Source organism: Streptomyces sp. MK7 (assembly GCF_032658145.1).
GTDB lineage: Bacteria > Actinomycetota > Actinomycetes > Streptomycetales > Streptomycetaceae > Streptomyces > Streptomyces spiralis.
Window position 1 is genome coordinate 21,280 of the sequence record NZ_JAVACL010000042.1, and the last position, 20,868, is coordinate 42,147.

The following is a 20,868-nucleotide window of genomic DNA, read 5'->3' on the forward strand; positions in this document are numbered from 1 at the left end:
CACTTGCCGCTCGCTGGTTGACGGGCCTGATCGCTATGGGTACGTTCTCATGTGGGAACGATGCCACATCCGGTCAGCACTGGGTCACCACACAGGCACTACGACAACGGACGGAAGATCTGTGGCAGCGAAACACAACTCCGAAGCCGCGGAGGCCACCTCGGCGGTCCTGGGCCTGGACATCGGCGGCACCAAACTGGCGGCGGGAGTCGTCGGCGCCGACGGAACGGTCCACTCCTTCCTCGCCACGCCCACCCTGGTCCAGGAAGGCGTCCAGGCGGTCCTGGCCCGCCTGTTCGACCTGGGGCACAAGGCGGTGGACGAGTCCGGGCTCGCCCCGCAGCACATCGCCGCCGTCGGCATCGGCTGCGGCGGCCCGCTCGACCCGGAGGCGGGCGTGCTGCTGTGCCCCCCGCACCTGCCCGGCTGGATCGACGTACCGATCACCCGGTTGGCCGAGGACCGCTACGGGCTCCCGGCCGTCCTCGACAACGATGCCACCGCCGCCGCGGCGGGGGAGCACCGCTTCGGGGCCGGTCGCGGCACCCGCCACATGATCTACCTGACCGTCTCCACGGGAGTCGGCGGCGGCGTCGTCGTCGACGGCCGCACGTACCGGGGGGCCGCCGGCAACGGGGGAGAACTGGGGCACGTGACGGTCGACCGGAACGGCCGGTACTGCCGCGGCTGCGGACGCGCCGGCTGTCTGGAGGCCTACGTCTCCGGCACGTCCATCGCCGAACGGGCCCGCGAGGCGGTCGCCGAGGCCGAGGCCGCCGGCCGGCCGACCACGCTCTCGGCATGCTCACCCCTCACAGCGGAGGACGTCTCGCGGGAGGCCGCCGCGCAGGACGCCGTCGCCACGCAGGTGTGGGTGGCCACCACCCAGGCCCTGGCTTGCGGAGTCACCTCCCTGGTGAACGTCTTCGAACCCCAGCTCGTCGTCCTCGGTGGAGGCGTCACGCGCGCCGGCGAGCAACTCCTCGCTCCTGTCCGCCGCATCGTGCGCGAGCGGGCGATGGGTCCGGCCGCGCGTGCGGTGCGCATCGAAGAGGCCCACGGCGGTGACCGGGTCGGCGTCCTCGGGGCGGCAGCCGTGGCCTTCGAACGAGTCGTCACCACCACCCACCGACCCCACGGACCGGAAGGAAACCGCCTCCATGGCTAAGGATCCCGGGCAGCAACTGACCGACCACGTCGAGCTTGCCCGCCGCGTCGAGCAACTTCTGCCGCAGCTGCTGGAGATCTCCCGGCGCCTGGTGGCGGTCTACGAGGCCGGCGGGCGCCTGTACACCTTCGGCAACGGCGGCAGCGCGGCCGACGCCCAGCATCTGGCCGCGGAGCTCGTCGGCCACTACCTGCGTGAGCGCCGCCCGCTGCCCGCGCTCGCCCTGTCCGTCGACCCGTCCGTGACCACTTGCATCAGCAACGATTACGACTTCGACGACCTCTTCTCGCGGCAGATCGAGGCGTTCGCGGGCCCCGGCGACATGGTCCTGGCGTTCACCACCTCCGGCCGTTCGGAGAACGTGGTGCGCGGGCTGAAGACCGCCCGCGACCGCGGGGCCCTCACCGTCCTGTTCGGCGGCGGCGACGGAGGGCCGGCCGCCGAACACGCCGACCTGGCGCTGCTGGTCCCCTCCACCACCACCGCCCGCACCCAGGAGATGCACCTGCTGCTCCTGCACCTGCTCAGCGAGCAGATCGACGCCTGGGCCGCCGAGAAAACCCCCGCCTGACCCCGCTACCCCCGTCCACCGCCCGCCCCTGAAACCGCCGCACGCCCCAGCAGAGGAACACCCATGCGACCCCGTCAGCGCACCATGCACATGGTCGGCAACGCACACATAGACCCCGTCTGGCTCTGGCAGTGGCCCGAGGGCTACCAGGAGGTGCGGGCCACGTTCCAGTCCGCCATCGACCGCATGGACGAGTACCCGGACTTCGTCTTCACCTGCGACTCGGTGCTGTACCTGAAGTGGGTCGAGGAGAGCGACCCCAAGCTGTTCGAGGCCATCCTCAAGCGGGTCGCCGAAGGACGCTGGAAGATCGTCGGCGGCTGGTGGATCGAGCCCGACTGCAACATCCCGGGCGGCGAGTCCTTCGCACGCCAGGCCCTGTACGCGCAGCGCTACCTGCACGAGTGCTTCGGCATCGTGGCCACGGTGGGCTGCAACGTCGATCCGTTCGGACACAACGCCGCACTGCCGCAGCTGCTGCGCAAGAGCCGCATCGACTCCTACACGTTCCTGCGCCCAGGCCCCCACGAACTGCCGCTGCCCGGCCAGCACTTCTGGTGGGAGTCCGCCGACGGCTCGCGGGTCCTCGCCTACCGCATCCCCCACGAGTACTGCACGCCCGGCTCGGACATCGGCAACCACATCGACAAGTCCCTGGCCGTGATGCCGCCGGACGAACCCGAGCTGATGATCTTCTACGGCGTCGGCAACCACGGCGGCGGCCCCACCAAGGCCAATCTCGACAGCATCCGCCGGCTCGACGAGCTCGGCGGGCTGCCGCGCCTGCCGCTCAGCCACCCCCAGGCCTTCTTCGACGCCGTCCGCGACCGCGACGACATACCCGTCCACACCGGCGAGCTCCAGCACCACGGCGTGGGCTGCTACTCCGCGCACTCCGGTGTCAAGCGGTGGAACCGCCGCGCCGAGAACCTGCTGCAGCGGGCCGAGAAGTGGTCGGCCGTCGCCCGCGTCGTCGCCGGAGTCCCCTACCCGCGCGCCGAACTGACCGAGGCCTGGCAGCTGGTGCTGTTCAACCAGTTCCACGACATCCTCGCCGGCACGTCCATCGCCCCGGCCTACGAGGACAGCCGCGACCAGTACGGCCACGCCTGCTCGATCGCCGCGACCGCCTTCAACCGCGCCGTCCAGTCGATCAGCCGGCTCATCGACATCCCGGCCGAAGCGGACATGTACCCGCTGGTCGTCTTCAACCCGCATCCCTGGACGCTCACCGAGGACGTCGAGTTCGAGTTCACCGGCTTCCCCGGCAACGCTCCCGCCCGCATGGTGGACGACGAGGGCACCGACGTGCCCGTGCAGCGCACACGCTCGTACGCCACCATGGCCGGCAGCCGCAGACGCCTCGCGTTCCGCGCCGAGATCCCGCCGCTGGGCTACCGCGTCTACCGGCTGCTGCCCGGCGAGTCCGCACCCGGCACCGCCGTACGGGCCACGGACACCGTCCTGGAGAACGAGCACCTCCTGGTCGAGGTCGATCCGTCGACGGGCTGGCTGCGCCGCCTGTACGACAAGGACAACGACGCCGAGCTGCTGCCCGAGGCCCCCGGCCCGCACGCCGTCGTCGTGGACGACCCCTCCGACACCTGGGGCCACCGAATCGACGCCTACGACAAGGAGCTCGGCTCCTTCGGGTGCACCCGCGTGCGCCTCATCGAGCACGGCCCCGTGCGCGCGGTGCTCCGGGTGGAGAGCACATACGGCAACTCCACTCTCGCCGAGGAACTGGTCCTGTCCGCCGGCGCCCGCGCCCTGGAGGTGCGCACGGTCGTCGACTGGCACGAGCGCCTGCGCCTGCTCAAGCTGCGCTTCCCGACCGCGATCGACACCGCGTCGGCGACCTTCGAGATCCCCTACGGCCACATCGAGCGCCCCGCCGACGGCGCCGAGGAGTCCGCGCAGGCGTGGGTGGACGTCAGCGGCACGCTGCCCGACGGGCGCCGGGCCGGACTCTCCGTGCTCAACGACGGCAAGTACGGCCACGACGCGCGCGGCGGCACCATCGGCATGACCGCGCTGCGCAGCCCCGCCTACGCCTGGCACGAGCCGATGGGACTGGCCGAGGACGGCGTCTACGAGTACCTCGACCAGGGCCGCCAGGAGTTCCGCTACCGCCTGGTGCCCCACGCCGGGGACTGGCGCGCCGCCGGCACGGTACGGCTGGCCGCCCAGCTCAACCAGCCCGCCTTCCCGCTGCTGGAGACCTACCACCCCGGCCCGCTGCCCAGCAGGAGCGGATACGTGGAGGTGGCGGCGGACTCGGTGGTCGTCAGCGTGGTCAAGGGGGACGAGGACGACAGCGACGCCCTCGTCGTCAGGGCCGTGGAGACGGCAGGGCAGCCGGTGCGCACGACGATCGACCTGCCGCTGCTCTCCCGTTCGGTCGAGGCCGACTTCGGCCCGGCGGAGATCAAGACCTTCCGGGTGCCGCTCGACCCGGAACAGCCGGTCACCGAGACCGACTTGCTGGAGTGGCCGCTGGACGAGCCCATCGGGACGGCCCCCGCTGGCGCCGGCCAGGAATCCGGCGGCGCGGGCGCGACGGCGGGGAAGGCCGCCGGATGACCGAGACAGTGCTGGACGACGCCGACGGCGCCTGGCAGCTGCGCGGCTTCGTCGGGGACGAATGGCAGTGGCACATCGGCCCCCACAAGCCGTTCACGACGGCCGGCTGGCTCCCGGCCCGCGTCCCCGGGAGCGTCCTGGACGACCTGCACCGCGCCGGCGAGGTCCCCGACCCGTACGTCGGCCGCAACAGCCTGCTGAGCGAGTGGGTGCCCAACCGCAACTGGGCCTACCGCCGCACCTTCACGCTGCCCCCGCTGGAGCCGCACGAACGGGCGGTGCTCCGCTTCGACGGTGTCGACCACGAGGCCACCGTGCTCGTCGACGACACCGTCGTCGTCCGCCACGAAGGCATGTTCCGTCCCTTCGAGGCCGACATCACCCACCTGGTCCGCGGCGGGGGAGAGCACCTGCTGGCCGTCGTCGTGCACCCCGCGCCTCAGAGCGAGCCGCAGGTCGGCCGCACCGACCGGGTCCGCGTGCACAAGGCGCGCATGGGCTACGGGTGGGACTTCTGCCCGCCCATGGTCCACCAGGGCGTCTGGCGCGGTGTCCGGCTGGTGGTGAGCGGGCCGGCGCGGCTGCGCGGCGTCACCGCGAGCGCCTCGCTCGGGCCCGGAACCGAAGGGCTGCGCGAGGGCGCCGTGCGCATCGAGGCCGACCTCACCCTCGCCGAAGGGCAGCGCGCACCCGACGGCACCCGGCTGGCCGTACGAGTGCGCGACGGGGACCGGGTCGTCGCCGAGACCGAACGCGACCTCACGGGCATGACCGAGGACGCCGGCGCGCACATCGAACTGAGCGTGCCGCAGCCACGGCTGTGGTGGCCCAACGGCGCGGGCGAGCAACACCTCCACGAGGTGGAGGTCACCTTCACCTCGGGGCCGCACACCACCACGCGCCGGTTCCAGGTCGGCTTCCGGCGCGTCGAACTGGTCCCCAACGACGGTGCCCCGAAGGACGCGCTGCCCTACACCCTCACCGTCAACGGCCGCCGCCTGTACGCCAACGGCTGGAACTGGGTGCCCCTCGACGCCCAGTACGGCGTCCCGCGCCCGGCCAAGCTCGCCCACCTGCTGGACCTGGCCCGTGCCGCGCATGTCAACCTGCTGCGCGTATGGGGCGGGGGACTGCTGGAGACCGAGGAGTTCTACACCCTCTGCGACCAACTTGGCCTGATGGTCTGGCAGGAGTTCAGCATGTCCAGCTCCGGCATGGCCTCCACCCCGGCCTCGGACCCGGAGTTCGTCGACCTGATGGTGCGCGAGGCGCACGCCGTCGTACCGCCGCGCCGCCACCACCCCTCACTCGTGCTGTGGTGCGGAGGCAACGAACTGCAGGACGAGAAGGGCAACCCCCTGGACGAGTCCGCCCCCTGTGCTGCGCGCCCTTCGCGACGCGATCGGCCGGCTCGACCCCGAGCGGGCCTGGCTGCCCAGCTCGCCCTCCGGCGTGGAGTTCCTCAACCGGGCCGACAACATCGCCCGCAACCCGGACGGCCTGCACGACGTCCACGGACCCTGGGAACACCAGGGCCTCGTGGAGCACAACCGCCTGTACGACTCCGGAACCTGCCTGCTGCACAGCGAGTTCGGCGTCGAGGGCATGGCCAACCGCCGCACCCTCGAACACCTTCTCCCCGACGCGGCGGACCGCTGGCCCGCCGGCCGCGAGAACCCGCTCTACGCCCACCTCGGCGCCTGGTGGAACAACGCTTCGCTGGTCCAGGACTCCTTCGGCGCACGCATCGACGACGTCGACACCATGCGGCGCGCCAGCCAGCATCTGCAGTACGACGGGCTGCGCTACGCCCTGGAAGCCAACCGGCGCCGCGCCTTCAGAAGCAGCGGCACCCTTCCCTGGCAGTTCAACGAGCCCGTCCCCAACGCTTGGTGCACGGCGGCCGTCGACCACCGCGGTGATCCCAAGCCCGCCTATCACGGCGTACGCCGCGCCTACGGCCCGCTGCACGTGTGCGCCGCCTTCACCGGACCCGCCTGGGGCGGACGCGAGACGGTGACGGCCGAGGTGTGGGCGTGGGCGACCGCATCGCTGCCCGCCGGCACGGCCGTGGCCCGGATCGTGGACGCCCACGGCACCGAGGCCGCCCGCCGCACCTGGCCGCTCACCCCGACGGCAGCCGGTGAGCCCGGCCGGCCGCTGCACCTGGGCACCCTCTGCGCCCCCCTCGAAGCCGTCTGCACCGACGTCTTCTTCCTCGACCTGGCCCTGTACGACGGCGCCGGGACACCACTGGCCGGCAACCGCTACCTGTGCAGCCGCACCACCGACCTGGCCCCGCTGCTCGATCTGCCACCCGCACGCATCGAAGCCGTCGCCGAACCCCACGAGGGAAGCGACGACCGGGGCAGAATCCGGCTGCGGCATGTGGACGGCCCCGCCGCGACCGGTCTGCTCCTGGAAGACGCACGCCCTTACGACCGCCCGGGCTGGGCGGTGTTCGGCGACAACGTGATCGACCTGCTGCCCGGAGAGGAGACATCCGTGGACGTGGTGTGGCGCGAGGCGCCTCCCGACGACCGGGTCGTGCGCGTATCGGGCTGGAACACGGGAGAACGCCATGTCCGTTGACGTGACCTCCGGCCGAGCCGCCGCAGTGGAGCTGCGCACGCAGGCCGACGGCGGATGCGTCCGGCTTCCCTATCTCGTGGCCCTCCTGGACGCGAACGGCACTGCCGTGCCCGTACCCGTCGAGGAGAGCAGCGACGCCGCCGACGACTCCATGGTGCTGACCGGTGAGGCCGCAGGCTTCCGCGCCCGTGCCGTGCTCGCCCCACCCGCCGGAGCGGCCGGGCTGCGCGAGATGGCACTCACCGTCACGCGGACCGGCGAGCAGCCCGCCACCGCCGGCCTGCGCGTCGAGGTCCAGCTGGGAACCATCGACGACCCTGGCTGGCTGATACCGGGCCTGTTCTACGGCGAGAACCGGGTACCCGACTGCGACCGGGTCTTCCCCCGCTTCGAGGCCGGCGCCGACGACCCCGACGCCATGGTCAGCCACACCTGGGCCTTCCGCGCCGACCGCTGCGCCACCCCCGCCGTCTTCGCCCGCGACACCCACGGAGGGGCGGTGCTGGTGACCGGCGAACGCAGTGAACTCGGTCTGTCCGGCGTGGGCCTGTCCCTGGACCCGGACACCGCGCGCCCCGCCCTGCGCCTGCACTTCCCCTACCGCGAAGAGCCGGTCGTCTACTACGGCTCCGCGCAGCCGCTGCCCGCCGAGGCCCGGCTGCACACCTGGCAACCGGGGGAGAGCCGCACCGTCACCTTCCGCATCGGCCTGCTCGACGCCGACCCGCACGCCTACGCCCCGGTGCTGCGCGAGGTGCACGAGCGCGACCGTCCCGAGCGCGGCCCGGCGGCCTGGGTGGGCCTGGGGGAGGCCGCCGACCTGGCCGCCTGGGGCCTGTACCGCTGGCACTACCGACCCGATCCGCCGGTGCTGCTGGAGACCGCCGCCTTCGACCGCGAGGCGCTGGGCGAACGCGGCGACCGGCAGGCCATGCACGTCGGCTGGGTCAGCGGAGTGCCGTACGCGTACGCCCTGCTGCGCCACGCCCGGCGCACCGGCCGCGCCGACTACCGCAAGGCGGCGGAGGCGGTACTGGACCACATCGCCGGCCATCTGGCCCCCGGCGGCACCTTCTGGGGACAGTGGACGGCCACGCGCGGCTGGACCACCGGCTGGCACCCCGACCGCGACCGGCTGCACGCCCGCACCCTCGCCGAGGCCACCCTCTTCATGCTCCGCGCCCTCACCGAGGAGCGGCGGCACGGCAGCGACCACCCCGCCTGGGAGCACGCGGTGCGCAGCAACCTCGCCGTCGCGCTCGCCGCGCAGGACGCCGACGGCCACCTCGGCTCCGCCTACCACCAGGCCACCGGCGCCGTCCTCTCCCGCGCCGGGGCCGCCGGGCTGACCTGGGTGCCGGCTCTGGTGGAGGCCGCCGAGGCGTTCGGACTGCCCGGCCACCTGGAGGCGGCCCGCCGCGCCGGGCGTTGTTACGCCCGTGACGTGCGCTCGGAGTTTTTGTGCGGGGCCCCCGAGGACGTCGATCTCGCCCCCACCTCCGAGGACGGCTACACCGCGGTCATGGCCTACACCGCGCTGCTGGAGGCCGACGGCACACCCGAATGGCTCGACCTGGCGCGCCGCAGCGCCGACTGGATGCTGACCTTCCGTTACACGTACGACGTGGAATTCTCCCCGCGCACCCTGCTGGGCCGCTACGGTTTCCGCACCCGTGGCGGCGACCAGGCCTCCCCCTCCAACCAGCACCTGCACTCCTACGGCCTGGTGTGCCTGCCCGAGATGGCACGCCTGGCCCGGCGCACCGGCGACCGCTACTACCTGGAGTCCACCCGGGAGAACCTCGACTGCTTCCGGCAGTTCGTCGCCCGCGAGGACGGCGACTTCGACGCCTACCGCGGCATGGTCAGCGAGCGGTTCTACCAGACCTCCTGCTTCCAGGCGAAAGGCATGCTGCTGACCCTCTCGCACGCCTGGTGCGCCGGACTGCTGCTGTACGCGGCCGAGGCGGCACTGGAGCTGCCCGAGCTCGCCGACCGGCCGGAAGGCGGGCCGACACCATGAGCGGCAGGCGGCGCACCCCGGTGCTGGCCGGAGTGGATGTCGGCACCACGCACTGCAAGGCCGTGCTGTGCACGGCGGACGGCACCGTCCTCGCCCAGGCCCAGCGCCGCACGCCCGTCGACGCCTCCGGCCACGCCCACGACGCGGACCGGCTGGTCGGCGCCGCCCTGGATGCGCTCGCCGCCTGCACGGCCGCCGCCGGATACGGCCCCGACGCCGTCGGGATCACCGGCATGGCGGAGACCGGCGCACCGCTGGACGCCGGCGGCACCCCGCTGCTGCCCGCGCTGTCCTGGTCGGATCCGCGGCCGGCCGCCCACGCCGAGCGCCTGCGCCGCGAGCACGGCGCCGCCGAACTGCACGAGGCCACCGGCGTGCTGCCCAGCCCCAAGGTGCCGCTGGCCAAGTGGCTGTGGCTGAGCGAGGAACACCCCGAAGTGGTGCGCCGCATGCGGACCTGGGCCGGCGCGGCGGACCTGGTGGCCCACGCCCTCAGCGGGGCCGTCGGCACCCACGCCACGTTCGCCCAGCGCACCATGGCCTGGGATGTGCATACCGGCGTCTGGCGGTCCGACCTGCTCGCTCTCGCGGGCCTGGACGCCGACCGGATGCCGGCGGTGCACCCCCCAGGGGCGCCGGTCGGCCGTATCGGCACCGCCGCCGCCGGCGCCCTGGGCATGACGGCGGGCGTGCCCGTCGTCGTCGCCGGGCACGACCACCTGGTCGGAGCCTGGGCGGCGGGCGTACGGACGGCCGGGGAGGCGGCCGACTCGATGGGCACCGCCGAAGCCGTCGTGACGTTGGCCGACGCCGCGCCGGACGCGCGAGCCACCGGCCGCCAGGGCATGTCCTACGGTCGGCACGTGGACGGCGTCCGCTGGTGCACGGTCGCCGGCATGTCGAGCTCCGGAGCCCTGGTGGAATGGTTCTGCGACCGGCTGCTGGGCCTTGGCCACGCCTCGCCCGAGGAGCGCTACCGGCGCTTCGCCGCGCTCGTCGAACAGGCGGGGCAGGAGCCGACCGGAGTGTGCGCCGAACCGTATCTCCACGGCCGCTCCGCCCCGCACCCGGACCTCGCCCGGCGGCTGACTCTGCACGGCCTTCAGCCCCGCCACGGGCTGCCCGAGGTGGCCAAGGCGCTCCTCGAGGGCGCTTCGTACCAGGCCCGCTGGATGGCCGAAGTGCAAGGGGAACTGGCCGGTGGACCACCGCACACCCTCACCCTGCTCGGCGGCTCGGTACGCCAGCGGACGTGGACGGCGATCAAGGCCGCCGTCTCACCGTGGCGCACCCTGATGTGCGACGCGCCCGATGCCGCATGCCTGGGCGCCGCCGCCTGGGCGGGTGCCGCCCTCGGCCTCGACCCCGCCGCGCCGGTGGCCGCTCGCCGCCCGGTGGACGCTCCTCGCGAAGCGGCCGACGCCTACCGACGTGCCTACCAGAGCGTGTTCCTGCCCACCGTCACCGCCCCTGCCACCGCATCCCGGCCCGGCGCGGGCCCGGCGCCCGGCGCGGGCCGCTGATCCCCCTCGAACCGCATCCGCACCTCTGCCCCCTGGCCACCACCTCATGGAGTACTCACCGTGACCATCGTCCAGCCCGTCCCACCGCTGGCCTCGGGATCGCTCGCCCCGGCCGCCCTCGCCCGGCCGTCCGGCACCTTCGCCATGATCGCCATGGACCAGCGCGAGTCACTGCGCGTCATGATGAGCCGGCACATAGCCGACGGCCACGTGAGCGACGAGGCCATGGTGGCCTTCAAACTGTCCGTCGCCCGCGAACTCGCCCCGCTGGCCTCCGCGTTCCTCATCGACCGTGAATACGGCCACGACCGGGTCGTGGCCGACCGGCTGCTCCCCGCCGACTGCGCCCTCGTCCTCGCCGCGGACGCACTCGACCAGCCCGGCGGCGTCGTCACCGATACCGACCTGGACGAGCAGGTCGACCCGGGACAGGCCCGCGCCGACGGAGCCGCCGCCCTCAAACTGCTCGTCGTCTGGCGGCGGGACGCGCGCCGCGAGCAGCGCGTCGAACTGGCCGCCCGGTTCATCGCCCGCTGCCGCGAGGCAGGCCTGGCCTCCGTGCTCGAGCCCGTGACCCGCCCCACGCCCGCGGAGGAGGCGGCAGGCACCTTCGACCTGAACGCCTCCATCGTCGAGGCGGCCGCCGAACTCGCCCCGCTGGGACCTTCGCTGTACAAGTGCCAGGTGCCCGACCGCGGCATCGGGTCGATCTCCCACCTCGCACGGCAGGCCGAACGCATCGACGCCGTGGTCGACTGCCCCTGGGTGGTGCTCTCCCAGGGCGTCGACCCGCAGGCGTTCCCCCACGCCGTGAAAGCCGTCTGCCAGGCCGGGGCCTCCGGCTTCCTGGCCGGCAGAGCCCTGTGGACCGACGCCCTCGCCGGCCCCGACCCGCTGCCCGTGCTGCGCGGCGCCTCCGCCGCCCGGCTGCGCGAACTCGCCGACATCGTCGACCGGTACGGCCGCCCCTGGCAGCAGGCGCGGGCCGCCACGGCGCCGGGAGGCGCGGCATGACAACCACCACCCACCGGCCCAGGGTGTGCGTGCTGCACACCGTCACCACCCTGCCGGCCGTCTTCGCCGCCCTTCTGCCGCAGGAAGCCCCCGGCGTCGACGCCTACCACGTGGTGGACGAAAGCCTGCTCGCCGACACCGTCGCCCAGGGCATGCTGCCCCGCACGGTGCGCCGCCTGGCCGCCTACGCCGCGCTCGCCGAGGAAGCGGGCGCGAGCGCTGTCCTTGTGACCTGCTCCTCCATCGGCGGCGCCGCCGAACTCGTCCGCCCGCACGTCAACATCCCCGTCCTGCGCGTGGACGAGCCCATGGCACGGCAGTCCGTGCACACCGGTCGCCGCATCGGCGTCCTCGCCACCCTGCCCTCCACACTCGGCCCCACCGAGGACCTGATCCGGCGCACAGCCGCCCAGGAGGGCGCCGACGTCGAACTGATCACCTCCATATGCCCCGGAGCGTACGAAGCACGCAGCGCGGGCGACGTGGCGGAGCACGACCGGCTGATCGCCGCCGAGGCGGAACGGCTCGCCGCCCGCACCGACGTCCTGGTCCTCGCACAGGCCTCCATGGCACAGGCGGTCGGCAGCCTGCCCACCGACCGCCTCACCGTCCCCGTGCTCACCTCCCCGCGGTCGGGCGCCGCCCAACTCGCCGCCCTGCCCGGCGCGCAGGCAGCCGCCCGGTGAGCGGGCACCGCGGCCACCCCGTGTGGGGGTGCATCGCCGACGACTTCACCGGCGGCACCGACATCGCCGCGGCCCTGGTCGCCGCCGGTTTCCGCACCACCCTCACCGTCGGCGTACCCGAGCGGCCCCTTCCGCACGAGCGCGACGCCGACGCCGTCGTGGTGGCCCTCAAATCCCGCACCGCGCCCAGGCAGGAGGCCGTCGCCGCCTCCCTCGCCGCTCTGCGCCACCTGACCGCCCTCGGCTGCGAGCGCTACTGGTTCAAGTACTGCTCCACCTTCGACTCCACCGCTCAGGGCAACATCGGGCCGGTCACCGAGGCCCTGCTGGACGCCCTCGGAGAACAGTGCACCGTGCTGTGCCCGGCCTACCCGGACAACGGGCGCACCGTCTACCAGGGCCACCTGTTCGTCGGCGACACGCTGCTGTCGGAGTCGGCCATGCGGCACCACCCGCTCACCCCGATGACCGACTCCGACCTGCGCCGCATCCTCGCCGCCCAGAGCACCCAGCCGGTCGGGCTGCTGCCGCACGCCGTGCTGCGCGCCCCCGAAGGAGCCGCCCGCGCCCATCTGGACCGGCTGACGGCACAGGGCATACGCATGGTCATCGCCGACACCACCGGCAACGAGGACCTGCCCGTCATCGAACGCGCCACCCGCCACCTGCGCCTGGTCACCGGAGGGTCCGGCCTGGCCCATGTTCTTCCCCCGCCCCGGGCAGCCGGAAAGCGGGCCCCGGCCGACCGCATCGAGATCGCCTCCGGCCCCGCGGCCGTCCTCGCCGGCAGCGTCTCCGTGGCCACCCTCGACCAGACGGCCCACGCGCGCCGCCGTCTGCCGCACCGCAAACTCGCGTGGGAGGACCTGCGCGCGGACCCGGCGGGCACCCTCGCCAAGACGCTGGCCTGGGCCCGCGACCACCTCGACCCGGCCGTGCCCGTCCTGCTGCACAGCGCCGACGACCGCGCCGGCGTCGAGCAGGCCCAGCGGGCCCTGGGCGCCACCGAGGCCGCCGCTCTCGTCGAACACGCACTGGCGGACTGCGCCCGCGGACTGCTCGACGCCGGCGTACGGCGGCTCATCGTCGCCGGCGGGGAGACCTCCGGCGCCGTCGTCTCCGCTCTCGGCCTGCGAAGCCTGCGCATCGGCCCCGCCGCCGCCCCCGGCATTCCCTGGACCTCCGCCACCTACGCAGGCCACACCGTCAACCTGGCGCTGAAATCAGGAAACTTCGGCGCCCCGGACTTCTTCACCACCGCCCAGGAGGCCCTGAAGTGAACGACCCGCGCCGTGCCGTCACCGAGGCCGGCCGCCGCCTGCACGCGCTGGGCCTGAGCCCCGGCGCCTCGGGCAACATCAGCGTGCGCACCCCCGACGGCATCCTGTTCACCCCCACCGGCCGCGGACTGGACGAACTGACCCCGGAAGAACTGGCCGCACTGGACGCCGACGGGGCACACACCTCCGGACCGCCGCCCACCAAGGAGGTGCCCCTGCACCTGGCCCTGTACGCCCGTGACCCGTCGGCACGGGCGGTCGTCCACCTGCACTCCACCCACGCCGTCGCCGTCTCCTGCCTGGAACCTGACGACCCCGACAGCTGCCTCCCGCCGCTCACCGCCTACTTCCTGATGCGCGCGGGCCGCACTCCGCTGATCCCCTACGCGGCCCCCGGCGATCCGGCCCTTGCCGCCCATGTCCAGGCCGTCCCCTTCCCCTTCCGCGCGGCACTGCTGGCCAACCACGGACTCGTCGTCACCGGAACCGACGTGGAGCAGGCGGTCTGGTCGGCGATCGAGGTGGAGGAGACCGCACGCCTGCACCTGCTGCTGCACGGCCGCCGAACGCGCCCCCTGGACCCGGCGCAGATCACCGACCTCGCCAAGCGGCACAGCGTGCACTGGCCCGCCCGCCCCAAGGAAGGCGAGGCCGCATGAAAAGCTCCCCTGCCCCCGCCGCCCGGCCTGCCGCACACGGAGCCGGGCGCGACCCCTGGTGGCGGCACGCCGTCATCTACCAGATCTACGTCCGCAGTTTCGCCGACTTTGACGCGGACGGCGTCGGCGACCTGCCCGGCGCCACGTCCAGGCTGGCGCACATCGCCGACCTGGGGGCCGACGCCGTGTGGCTGACACCCTTCTACCGCTCCCCGATGGCCGACGGCGGCTACGACATCGCCGACCACCGCGGCGTGGACCCGGCCCTGGGCACCCTGTCCGACGCGGAAGAACTCGTCGCCGAGGCCCACCGGCTCGGCCTGCGCGTCATCGTGGACATCGTCCCCAACCACACCTCCGACCGGCACCCGTGGTTCCGTGAGGCACTGGCCTCGCCCCCCGGCTCCGCGGAACGCGCCCGCTACATCTTCCGTGACGGCAAGGGACCCGACGGCTCCCTGCCGCCGAGCGACTGGCAGTCCGTCTTCGGCGGCAGCGCCTGGCAGCGCACTCGAGACGGCCAGTGGTACTTGCACCTGTTCGCCCCCGAACAGCCCGACCTCGACTGGAGCCATCCCGACGTCCGGGCCGACTTCGAGTCGACCCTGCGCTTCTGGCTCGACCGCGGGGTCGACGGCTTCCGCATCGACGTCGCCCACGGCATGGCCAAGGACCTCGTCGAGCCCCTGCGCGACCTGGGCCCCGACCAGGTGCACCACGGCATCGTGGGCGCCGGCGCCAACGGCGACCACCCCCTGTGGGACCGCGACGAGGTCCACGACATCCTGCGCGGCTGGCGCACCCTGCTCGACACCTACGAGCCGCCACGCGCAGCCGTGGCCGAGTCCTGGGCAGAGGGCCCCCGCCGGACCCTCTACACCCGGCCCGACGAACTCCACCAGGCGTTCAACTTCGACTTCCTCCAGGCCCCATGGGAGGCGTCCGCACTGCACCGGGTCATCGACACCTCCCTCGCCGCCGCCCACGCCGTGGGCGCGTCGCCGACCTGGGTGCTCTCCAACCACGACGTCGTCCGCCACGCCTCCCGGCTGGCCCTGCCCCCCGGCACGGATCCGAACGCCTGGCTGCTCAGCGACGGCACGCGGCCCCCGCTGGACCCCACGACCGTGCAGCGCAGGGCCCGCGCCGCGGCCCTTCTCCTGCTGGCACTCCCCGGCGCCGCCTACCTCTACCAGGGGGAGGAACTGGGCCTGCCCGAAGTCGCCGACCTGCCCGACAACGTCCTCAAGGACCCGGTGCGGGTGCGCTCACGGCGGGCCAGGAAGGGCAGGGACGGCTGCCGCGTGCCCATCCCGTGGCAGCGGTCCGGGCCCTCGCTGGGCTTCGGCTCCGCGCCGCCGTGGCTGCCGCAGCCCGCGGACTGGTCTCAGCGGTCGGTGGCCGCGCAGAGCGACGACCCCGATTCGGTGCTCAGTCTCTACCGGGCAGCCCTGCGCCTGCGCCGACGCCACGGCGGCGCCGGCGACCTGACCTGGCTGAAGCCGGACCCCGCGGCAGCGGTCCTCGCCTTCCAGCGGGACACCGGCCTGGTGTGCGCCCTCAACCTGGGCAGCGAGTCAGTACCCCTGCCCGCGGGCGATGTCGTCCTGGCCAGCGGCCCCCTGGAGAAGGACCCATCAGGCCGGCAGACGATCCCGGCCGACACGGCCGTCTGGCTCCTTCCCGACCCCTGCCATTGAGCCGGTTGACCTTGACACCGTGACAAGGTGTTCACCGCTGCCCATGGAGGTGGTCCCGATGACCATGACGCAGCAGGACACGGATGCGATGCGAGCGCTCAGCGGCCTGGACGACGACCGTGCGCCGGTGCGCCTGCGGGCCGCTCTGGCGGTCGGCACGGCGCTCGAGGCGCGCTTCGTCGGCAAGCTCGTCGAGCGCTGCGCGGCCGAACCAGAGTTCTTCGTCCGCGACATGCTGACCTGGGCGCTCACCCGCCACCCCGTGTCCCTGACGCTGCCCGCGCTGCTGCGCGAACTCCGCTCGGAGCGGGCGCAGGCGCGCAGCCAGGCGCTGCGCACCCTGTCCGAGATCCGGGACCGGCAGGCGTGGCCGGCGATGACCGAGGCACTGCTGTGCGACGCGGACGACGAGGTGGCCAGGAGCGCCTGGCGGGCGGCCGTCGTGCTCGTGCCCGAGGACGACAAGCCCGCCCTGGGCACGCTGCTCGCCGCCCAGCTCGGGCGCGGCGGGCACGACACACAGCTGAGCCTCAGCTGTCCGGACAGCGCGGGCCGGTTCCCGGTCCAGTCCCAGACGCCCCGTCGGCCCGACCGTCGAGGGGTCGCCCGCCGGCCACCCACCGGTAGCGGGCCGCGGGCACGTCCGGCGATCAGGCGGGGCAGCAGCTGGGCGGTTCTCCGAATCCGGAAGTCGGGATCCAGGTAGTCGATGTCGTTGATGGCCAAGTCCGACAGTCCCATGGCGCGGGCTCCGCAGTCCTGGAAATACACGTCCTTGAAGCCTTCGGCGATGATCTGCCGCATCTCCTGGTCCCTGGCCGGCGTCGCAGGCGCTGGGCCGGCCCTGCGGGGCACGCGGACCGCTCGGGGCTGGGTTGTGGTACGGCGACTCCCGTCATCGGCGCGGGGCCTCGCGGCGGCCCATTCGGCGGCGAGACTCGGGAGCCTGCCGGGCCGACGGGGACGGGAGGTCCGACAGGCCAGAGGCATGCGGCGGACCTGTTCGGGCGCCTGCCGGGGAAGCTCACCACGTGTCGATGCGGCGCCCCGTGACCGCGGTGGGTTCGATCCGCATCCAAAGGTCGCGTTCCCCTCCGGCCCACGGCTCACTGTAGGCGCGCTCTACGAAGCGGCGTACGGAGTCGGGGTCGGTCACGGCTTCGGCGCGCCCGCGTACCAGGACACTCCAGCCCTGACTCAACGCGTCGTCCACACGGTCGACCTCGAAGGCCACCTCGCGGCCGCGTCCCTGGGCGGGCACCGAGTCCGCCCGGGTCCGGAACACGACGGCGTCGTCGACGATGGAGTAGTTGACGGGGACGATGACCGGTGCGCCTTCGGTGGGCACCGCCAGGCGACCCACGCCGTGCGTCGAGAGCAGTCCGCGGCACTCCTCCTCGTTCAGTTCGGTGAGGCGGGGACTGCGAGCGGCGCGCCCGATACCGGGTGGCAGGTCGACGTTTCCGCCGCCGAGTTCCGTCGGAGTGGTCCGCAGGGCTCCGGCCAGCCGGAGCAGGGTGCCCGCATCCGGTGCCGCCGTGCTGAACTGCTCCAGGTGCGCGACACGGCTTGGGGTCATGTCGGCACGGAACGCGACTTCCTCCCGGGTGAGCCCCAGTTCCCTGCGCCGCCGTTCGATGCGCCGTCCGAGGTCGCCCTGCAGAGGCTGGTCCGTGACATGCGACGGTGTCTGTTCGGCCATGGTCCCTCACTCCTCGTCGGGGCTTCCCCAACCGGCCGGTTCCTGCCGCCGGGTCACCATGGCAAGCTCCGGGTACTGCCCCGTAAATCCAGCATGCACGGCCTCGTGGCGGTCCGCTTGGGCCGGACGGCCCCCTCCCTTGTGCGTGCGGGAGCGCCCTGCTCATGCCTGCGCGTGGACCGGCGCACCTACCGGGCGACCCGCCCAGCCGTCTTACGGCAGCCGTGGCGCACACTCGTCGTCGCCGCGGCCGCAGTCCCGCTCGTCCTCGCCGACGACGTGTGTCTCCGCCCCCAGTCCTTCATGTCATCGCCGCTTCCGCTGAGTCATACATCAGGAAAACGTGGCCCTCGGACCCAGTGACCAGGAAGATCTTGCGGACACCCATCTCCGTGATCACCAGCCGCAGCACACCGGCGTCCACGATGAGCCGGTTACGGATGCCGACAGGTGCGCTGAGACCCCAGGAGTCCATGAACGGCACCCCCGTCAGGTCGACGACGAGGCGGTGCCTGCCCCTGTCGGGCAGGCGGGTGACGTGATCACGGGTCTCGGGCGTGGTGGTGCGCAATGCCGTACCGGGTGGATTTTGCGTTCCGAGAGGAAGAGGCTCCGGCAGAGCTGCCGGAGGAGGGTCGGTTGGGTGGCCTGAACATGACGGAGCCGCCCGCCTGAAGCTTCCCCGGGGTGGGCGGCTCGTGCCGAAGGCGCAGAGGCCAAGATTGGCGACGGGGTGGTCGTCCCACATGATCGACGGCGTCCCGATGGCTCGGTCGAGCCGGTGACCAGAGCGCCAGCATCTGGCCCGGCAGGCGTTTGCCGTCTTTTTACTCAAAATGCCATCTAATCCCCAACCAGGTACGTATCACCCTCGAACATATTCGATATGCCTTCGGCGTACAAGGGGAACGCCATTGGCGATCTTCAAGGCTCTCTTCCCCGCTCTGAGCCGTGACCACGAGGACCACGGCGACCGCGACCGCGATTTTGGTGACCGCGACCACGGTGACCATGGTTACTGATTTTGACAACTACTAGTGACTCGGAGCGGAGTGGACCGGAGACCAAGGACTTCGCGGACCGCTCCGTCAGCACGTCCTGTGGCGGCTGCGGTCGATGAGCATGGATCCGCAGGCCCGTGGGTTCGAGGGGCGCCTCGGCGCCACGTGAGGCCTGTCAGCAAGTCGCGCGGTCGGCCTAGCAACTTTCGCCGGGAACTGCTTGGGCGCGAGTGATCACGGCCCCTTACGCCCGCCCCTGGGATCGCGCAGGCTCGTGGATCTGCCCGTCAGCGCCCGATGCGGGGCCATGATCTGCGAGCTCGCGCGAAGGTGGCTGGCTGAAGGCGTGGAGCCGACCGGCTCGGCGGGATCGCGGTACGGCGGACACGCGCGGCCGAAGGAAGGAGAAGGTACCTCCGCATGTCACACCACGTTGCGATGACGCTCGAGGCCACCTGGACGGCCAGGTGGGCGGGAGTTCTATTGTGTCTCGCGGTGGCTGCCATCCACGTTGTGGACCAGGGCGGCATCACGACGACGAGAGACCCCTACTATGTCGGCGTCGCTTACCACGTCCTGGAGATCGCGGCCGTGGTCGCGGCCGTGCTGCTGCTCTTCGGTCTCGTCCGAGCGGGATGGCTGCTGGCAGCCGCGGTCGCCGTCGGCCCCCTGCTGGGCTACGTCCTCTCCAGGGGGCCGGGACTGCCCGATTACAGCGACGACATCGGCAATTGGACGGAGCCGCTCGGGCTGGTCAGCCTGGCTGTCGAAGGCGTCCTGCTCCTGTTGTCGGTGCCGCTCTTCGTGCAAAGCCTGCGCCGCAGAACCTACTAAGACGGCGTCCTTGTGGTGAGTCGGTCTTCTTGGATGGAAGAATGAATCCAAGAGGCAGAGGAGGGGATGACGTTGGGCAGGGGTGTCCCCGTAAAGGAACGTGCGTACACGTATACCAAGGCCCAGATCCTCGACGGCGTTCTCGCCGGCGGCGCCCTGATCAGCGAGGGGCAGATCTCTCAGGCCCTGGGCATCAGCCGTACGCCCGTTCGTGAGGCGTTCCTCCGCCTCGAGGCCGAGGGGCTGCTGCGTCTGTATCCGAAGCGGGGAGCGGTGGTCGTTCCCGTCTCCGCCAAGGAGGTGGAGGCCGTGCTGGAGACGCGGGAACTGATCGAGTCCTTCGCCGCGGAGAAGATCGCCCGCTTGGGGGACGAGGCGCTCGCGCAGCTTGTCGAGGTCCTGCGTACGCGGATCGAGGAACAGACACAGCTGCGGGAGGCGGGCGACGGCAAGGGGTTCGTCGCCGCGGACCAGGCCTTCCACCAGCTGATCGTCAGTGCCGCGGACAACCCGATACTCCTCGACCTCTACGCGGGACTGCGTGACCGGCAGCAGCGCATGGGCCTGTCCGCGGTGGCGCATGACCACGACCGGCTGAGCACGACCAACCGCGAGCACATCAAGCTGGTGGACCTGCTGGAACGCGGCGACATCGCCGGATACCGCAAGGCGCTGCGCGAGCACCTGGGCGGCACTCGGGCAGCGGTTCTGCACGGGGGGTGAGCGTCGGACGGGTCTTTCCGGACATGGGCACTGGCCATCCGCGGTCGGTGAGCTGCTGGACGGCCGGCCGGTCCGGAGGGTGTGCCCGAACGCGGCGGCCAGGGGGAGTACGTGCGGGGCGTCGCGGACGGCGCCGCCGTCGGCGGTTCACCCGCTGTGTTGTTCCGGGTCGAGCCGGCCCTTGAGGGTTTCGTCGGCCGACCGGACCGGCCGGCGGGCCTTGTCGGGCATCAGCTTGCCTGCGGGATCTCCTTCTTCCTCGGCGGTCGCAGCAGCGTGATGCCGGTTCGGGCAGTGGCCGCTGGAAGGCCTTCGAGGTCAGGCCCTGGTCGCTGATCAGTAGCAGGCCCGGTCCGCCGCGCACCGGTTCGGCATCGGCCTGAGGCATCGCGGCCGGTGCCTCGTACCCGCCGGGCTCGGGTTCGGCCGGCGCCCGCGTCGGCAGTCGCGCGGTGTGTGCAACGGCGTACAGCCGCAGCCCGCAGCGGAACCGCGGATGCGGTGGGCCGTGGCCGTGGTCGGCCCGGCCCGCTGGTTCCGGGCGTTCGCCCGTGGGCCGGACATCCCGCAGGGCACCTGGGGGAGTCGCGGCGGGAAGCGATTGTCTTCGCGGGCCAGGCGCAGGACGAGGGTCCGGATCGCGCGGCGGGTGACATCAGCGTGGCGGCGGCGCATGAGGTTGCGGCGCCGGCCGAGGATCGCGCCCTAGTCAGGTGGAGCTGCCGCCGTCCGGGCGGGGTGATCGAACGCCGCCGGGCGGTTGGACGGCCGCGTCTGTGTTGCGGCGCCGCCCGGTGCGTGGATGCGCC

Annotated in this window: 17 protein-coding genes; 15 read left to right on the plus strand and 2 right to left on the minus strand. The window is 72.6% G+C overall.

All coding sequences use genetic code 11. The annotated features are described in order from the left end of the window. The first annotated feature begins 121 nt into the window (after positions 1–121). The 13 genes from R2S09_RS32065 to R2S09_RS32125 all read left to right on the plus strand — a co-directional run bounded on the left by R2S09_RS32065 (position 122) and on the right by R2S09_RS32125 (position 16,505). Complete coding sequence (locus R2S09_RS32065) at positions 122–1,168, plus strand: ROK family protein (RefSeq protein ID WP_316744801.1); 1,047 nt, start codon at positions 122–124, stop codon at positions 1,166–1,168. Continuing rightward, positions 1,161–1,739: an SIS domain-containing protein gene (locus R2S09_RS32070; RefSeq protein ID WP_306191862.1), complete on the plus strand. Its 579-nt coding sequence runs from the start codon at positions 1,161–1,163 to the stop codon at positions 1,737–1,739. The genes R2S09_RS32065 and R2S09_RS32070 overlap by 8 nt, the downstream gene beginning before the upstream one ends. 63 nt (positions 1,740–1,802) lie before the next feature. Then, positions 1,803–4,322, plus strand: coding sequence for a glycoside hydrolase family 38 C-terminal domain-containing protein (locus R2S09_RS32075; RefSeq protein WP_316744802.1), 2,520 nt, complete (start codon positions 1,803–1,805; stop codon positions 4,320–4,322). Then, positions 4,319–6,244: a glycosyl hydrolase 2 galactose-binding domain-containing protein gene (locus R2S09_RS32080; protein WP_316744804.1), complete on the plus strand. Its 1,926-nt coding sequence runs from the start codon at positions 4,319–4,321 to the stop codon at positions 6,242–6,244. The genes R2S09_RS32075 and R2S09_RS32080 overlap by 4 nt, the downstream gene beginning before the upstream one ends. A 160-nt stretch (positions 6,245–6,404) precedes the next feature. Next, positions 6,405–6,914, plus strand: coding sequence for a hypothetical protein (locus R2S09_RS32085; RefSeq protein ID WP_316744838.1), 510 nt, complete (start codon positions 6,405–6,407; stop codon positions 6,912–6,914). Further along, on the plus strand, positions 6,904–8,937 hold the full coding sequence (locus R2S09_RS32090; protein ID WP_316744806.1) for a hypothetical protein: 2,034 nt from the start codon (positions 6,904–6,906) through the stop codon (positions 8,935–8,937). Before R2S09_RS32085 ends, R2S09_RS32090 begins: the two co-directional genes overlap by 11 nt. Continuing rightward, the gene (locus R2S09_RS32095) at positions 8,934–10,460 is read left to right on the plus strand and encodes an FGGY family carbohydrate kinase (RefSeq protein WP_316744808.1); all 1,527 of its coding nucleotides are present in this window, start codon (positions 8,934–8,936) and stop codon (positions 10,458–10,460) included. Before R2S09_RS32090 ends, R2S09_RS32095 begins: the two co-directional genes overlap by 4 nt. Positions 10,461–10,520: 60 nt before the next feature. Then, a complete protein-coding gene (locus tag R2S09_RS32100; RefSeq protein ID WP_316744809.1) occupies positions 10,521–11,474 on the plus strand; it encodes a hypothetical protein in 954 nt (317 codons plus the stop codon). Then, complete coding sequence (locus R2S09_RS32105) at positions 11,471–12,160, plus strand: aspartate/glutamate racemase family protein (protein ID WP_306191856.1); 690 nt, start codon at positions 11,471–11,473, stop codon at positions 12,158–12,160. The genes R2S09_RS32100 and R2S09_RS32105 overlap by 4 nt, the downstream gene beginning before the upstream one ends. After that, positions 12,157–13,440: a 3-oxo-tetronate kinase gene (gene otnK, locus R2S09_RS32110; RefSeq protein ID WP_316744811.1), complete on the plus strand. Its 1,284-nt coding sequence runs from the start codon at positions 12,157–12,159 to the stop codon at positions 13,438–13,440. Before R2S09_RS32105 ends, otnK begins: the two co-directional genes overlap by 4 nt. Beyond that, positions 13,437–14,099, plus strand: coding sequence for an aldolase (locus R2S09_RS32115; protein ID WP_316744813.1), 663 nt, complete (start codon positions 13,437–13,439; stop codon positions 14,097–14,099). Before otnK ends, R2S09_RS32115 begins: the two co-directional genes overlap by 4 nt. Further along, positions 14,096–15,799, plus strand: a complete 1,704-nt coding sequence (locus R2S09_RS32120; RefSeq protein WP_316744814.1) for a glycoside hydrolase family 13 protein — start codon at positions 14,096–14,098, stop codon at positions 15,797–15,799. The genes R2S09_RS32115 and R2S09_RS32120 overlap by 4 nt, the downstream gene beginning before the upstream one ends. Positions 15,800–15,857: 58 nt before the next feature. Beyond that, positions 15,858–16,505 carry a HEAT repeat domain-containing protein gene (locus R2S09_RS32125; RefSeq protein WP_316744815.1) on the plus strand — a complete coding sequence of 216 codons (648 nt, stop codon included), beginning with the start codon at positions 15,858–15,860 and terminating at the stop codon, positions 16,503–16,505. Between the two features lie 318 nt (positions 16,506–16,823). Here the strand turns inward: R2S09_RS32125 and R2S09_RS32135 are convergent, their stop codons facing one another. Then, a complete protein-coding gene (locus tag R2S09_RS32135; RefSeq protein WP_316744817.1) occupies positions 16,824–17,501 on the minus strand; it encodes a pyridoxamine 5'-phosphate oxidase family protein in 678 nt (225 codons plus the stop codon). Positions 17,502–17,802: 301 nt separating this feature from the next. Further along, on the minus strand, positions 17,803–18,072 hold the full coding sequence (locus R2S09_RS32140; RefSeq protein ID WP_316744818.1) for an STAS domain-containing protein: 270 nt from the start codon (positions 18,070–18,072) through the stop codon (positions 17,803–17,805). A gap of 850 nt (positions 18,073–18,922) precedes the next feature. Here R2S09_RS32140 and R2S09_RS32145 point away from each other — a divergent pair. Together R2S09_RS32145 and R2S09_RS32150 are read left to right on the plus strand one after the other, a co-directional pair. Continuing rightward, a complete protein-coding gene (locus R2S09_RS32145) occupies positions 18,923–19,336 on the plus strand; it encodes a hypothetical protein (protein WP_316744819.1) in 414 nt (137 codons plus the stop codon). Between the two features lie 66 nt (positions 19,337–19,402). Next, entirely contained in the window at positions 19,403–20,059 is a 657-nt protein-coding gene (locus R2S09_RS32150; protein WP_316744821.1) for a GntR family transcriptional regulator, read from the plus strand. Positions 20,060–20,868: the final 809 nt, after the last annotated feature.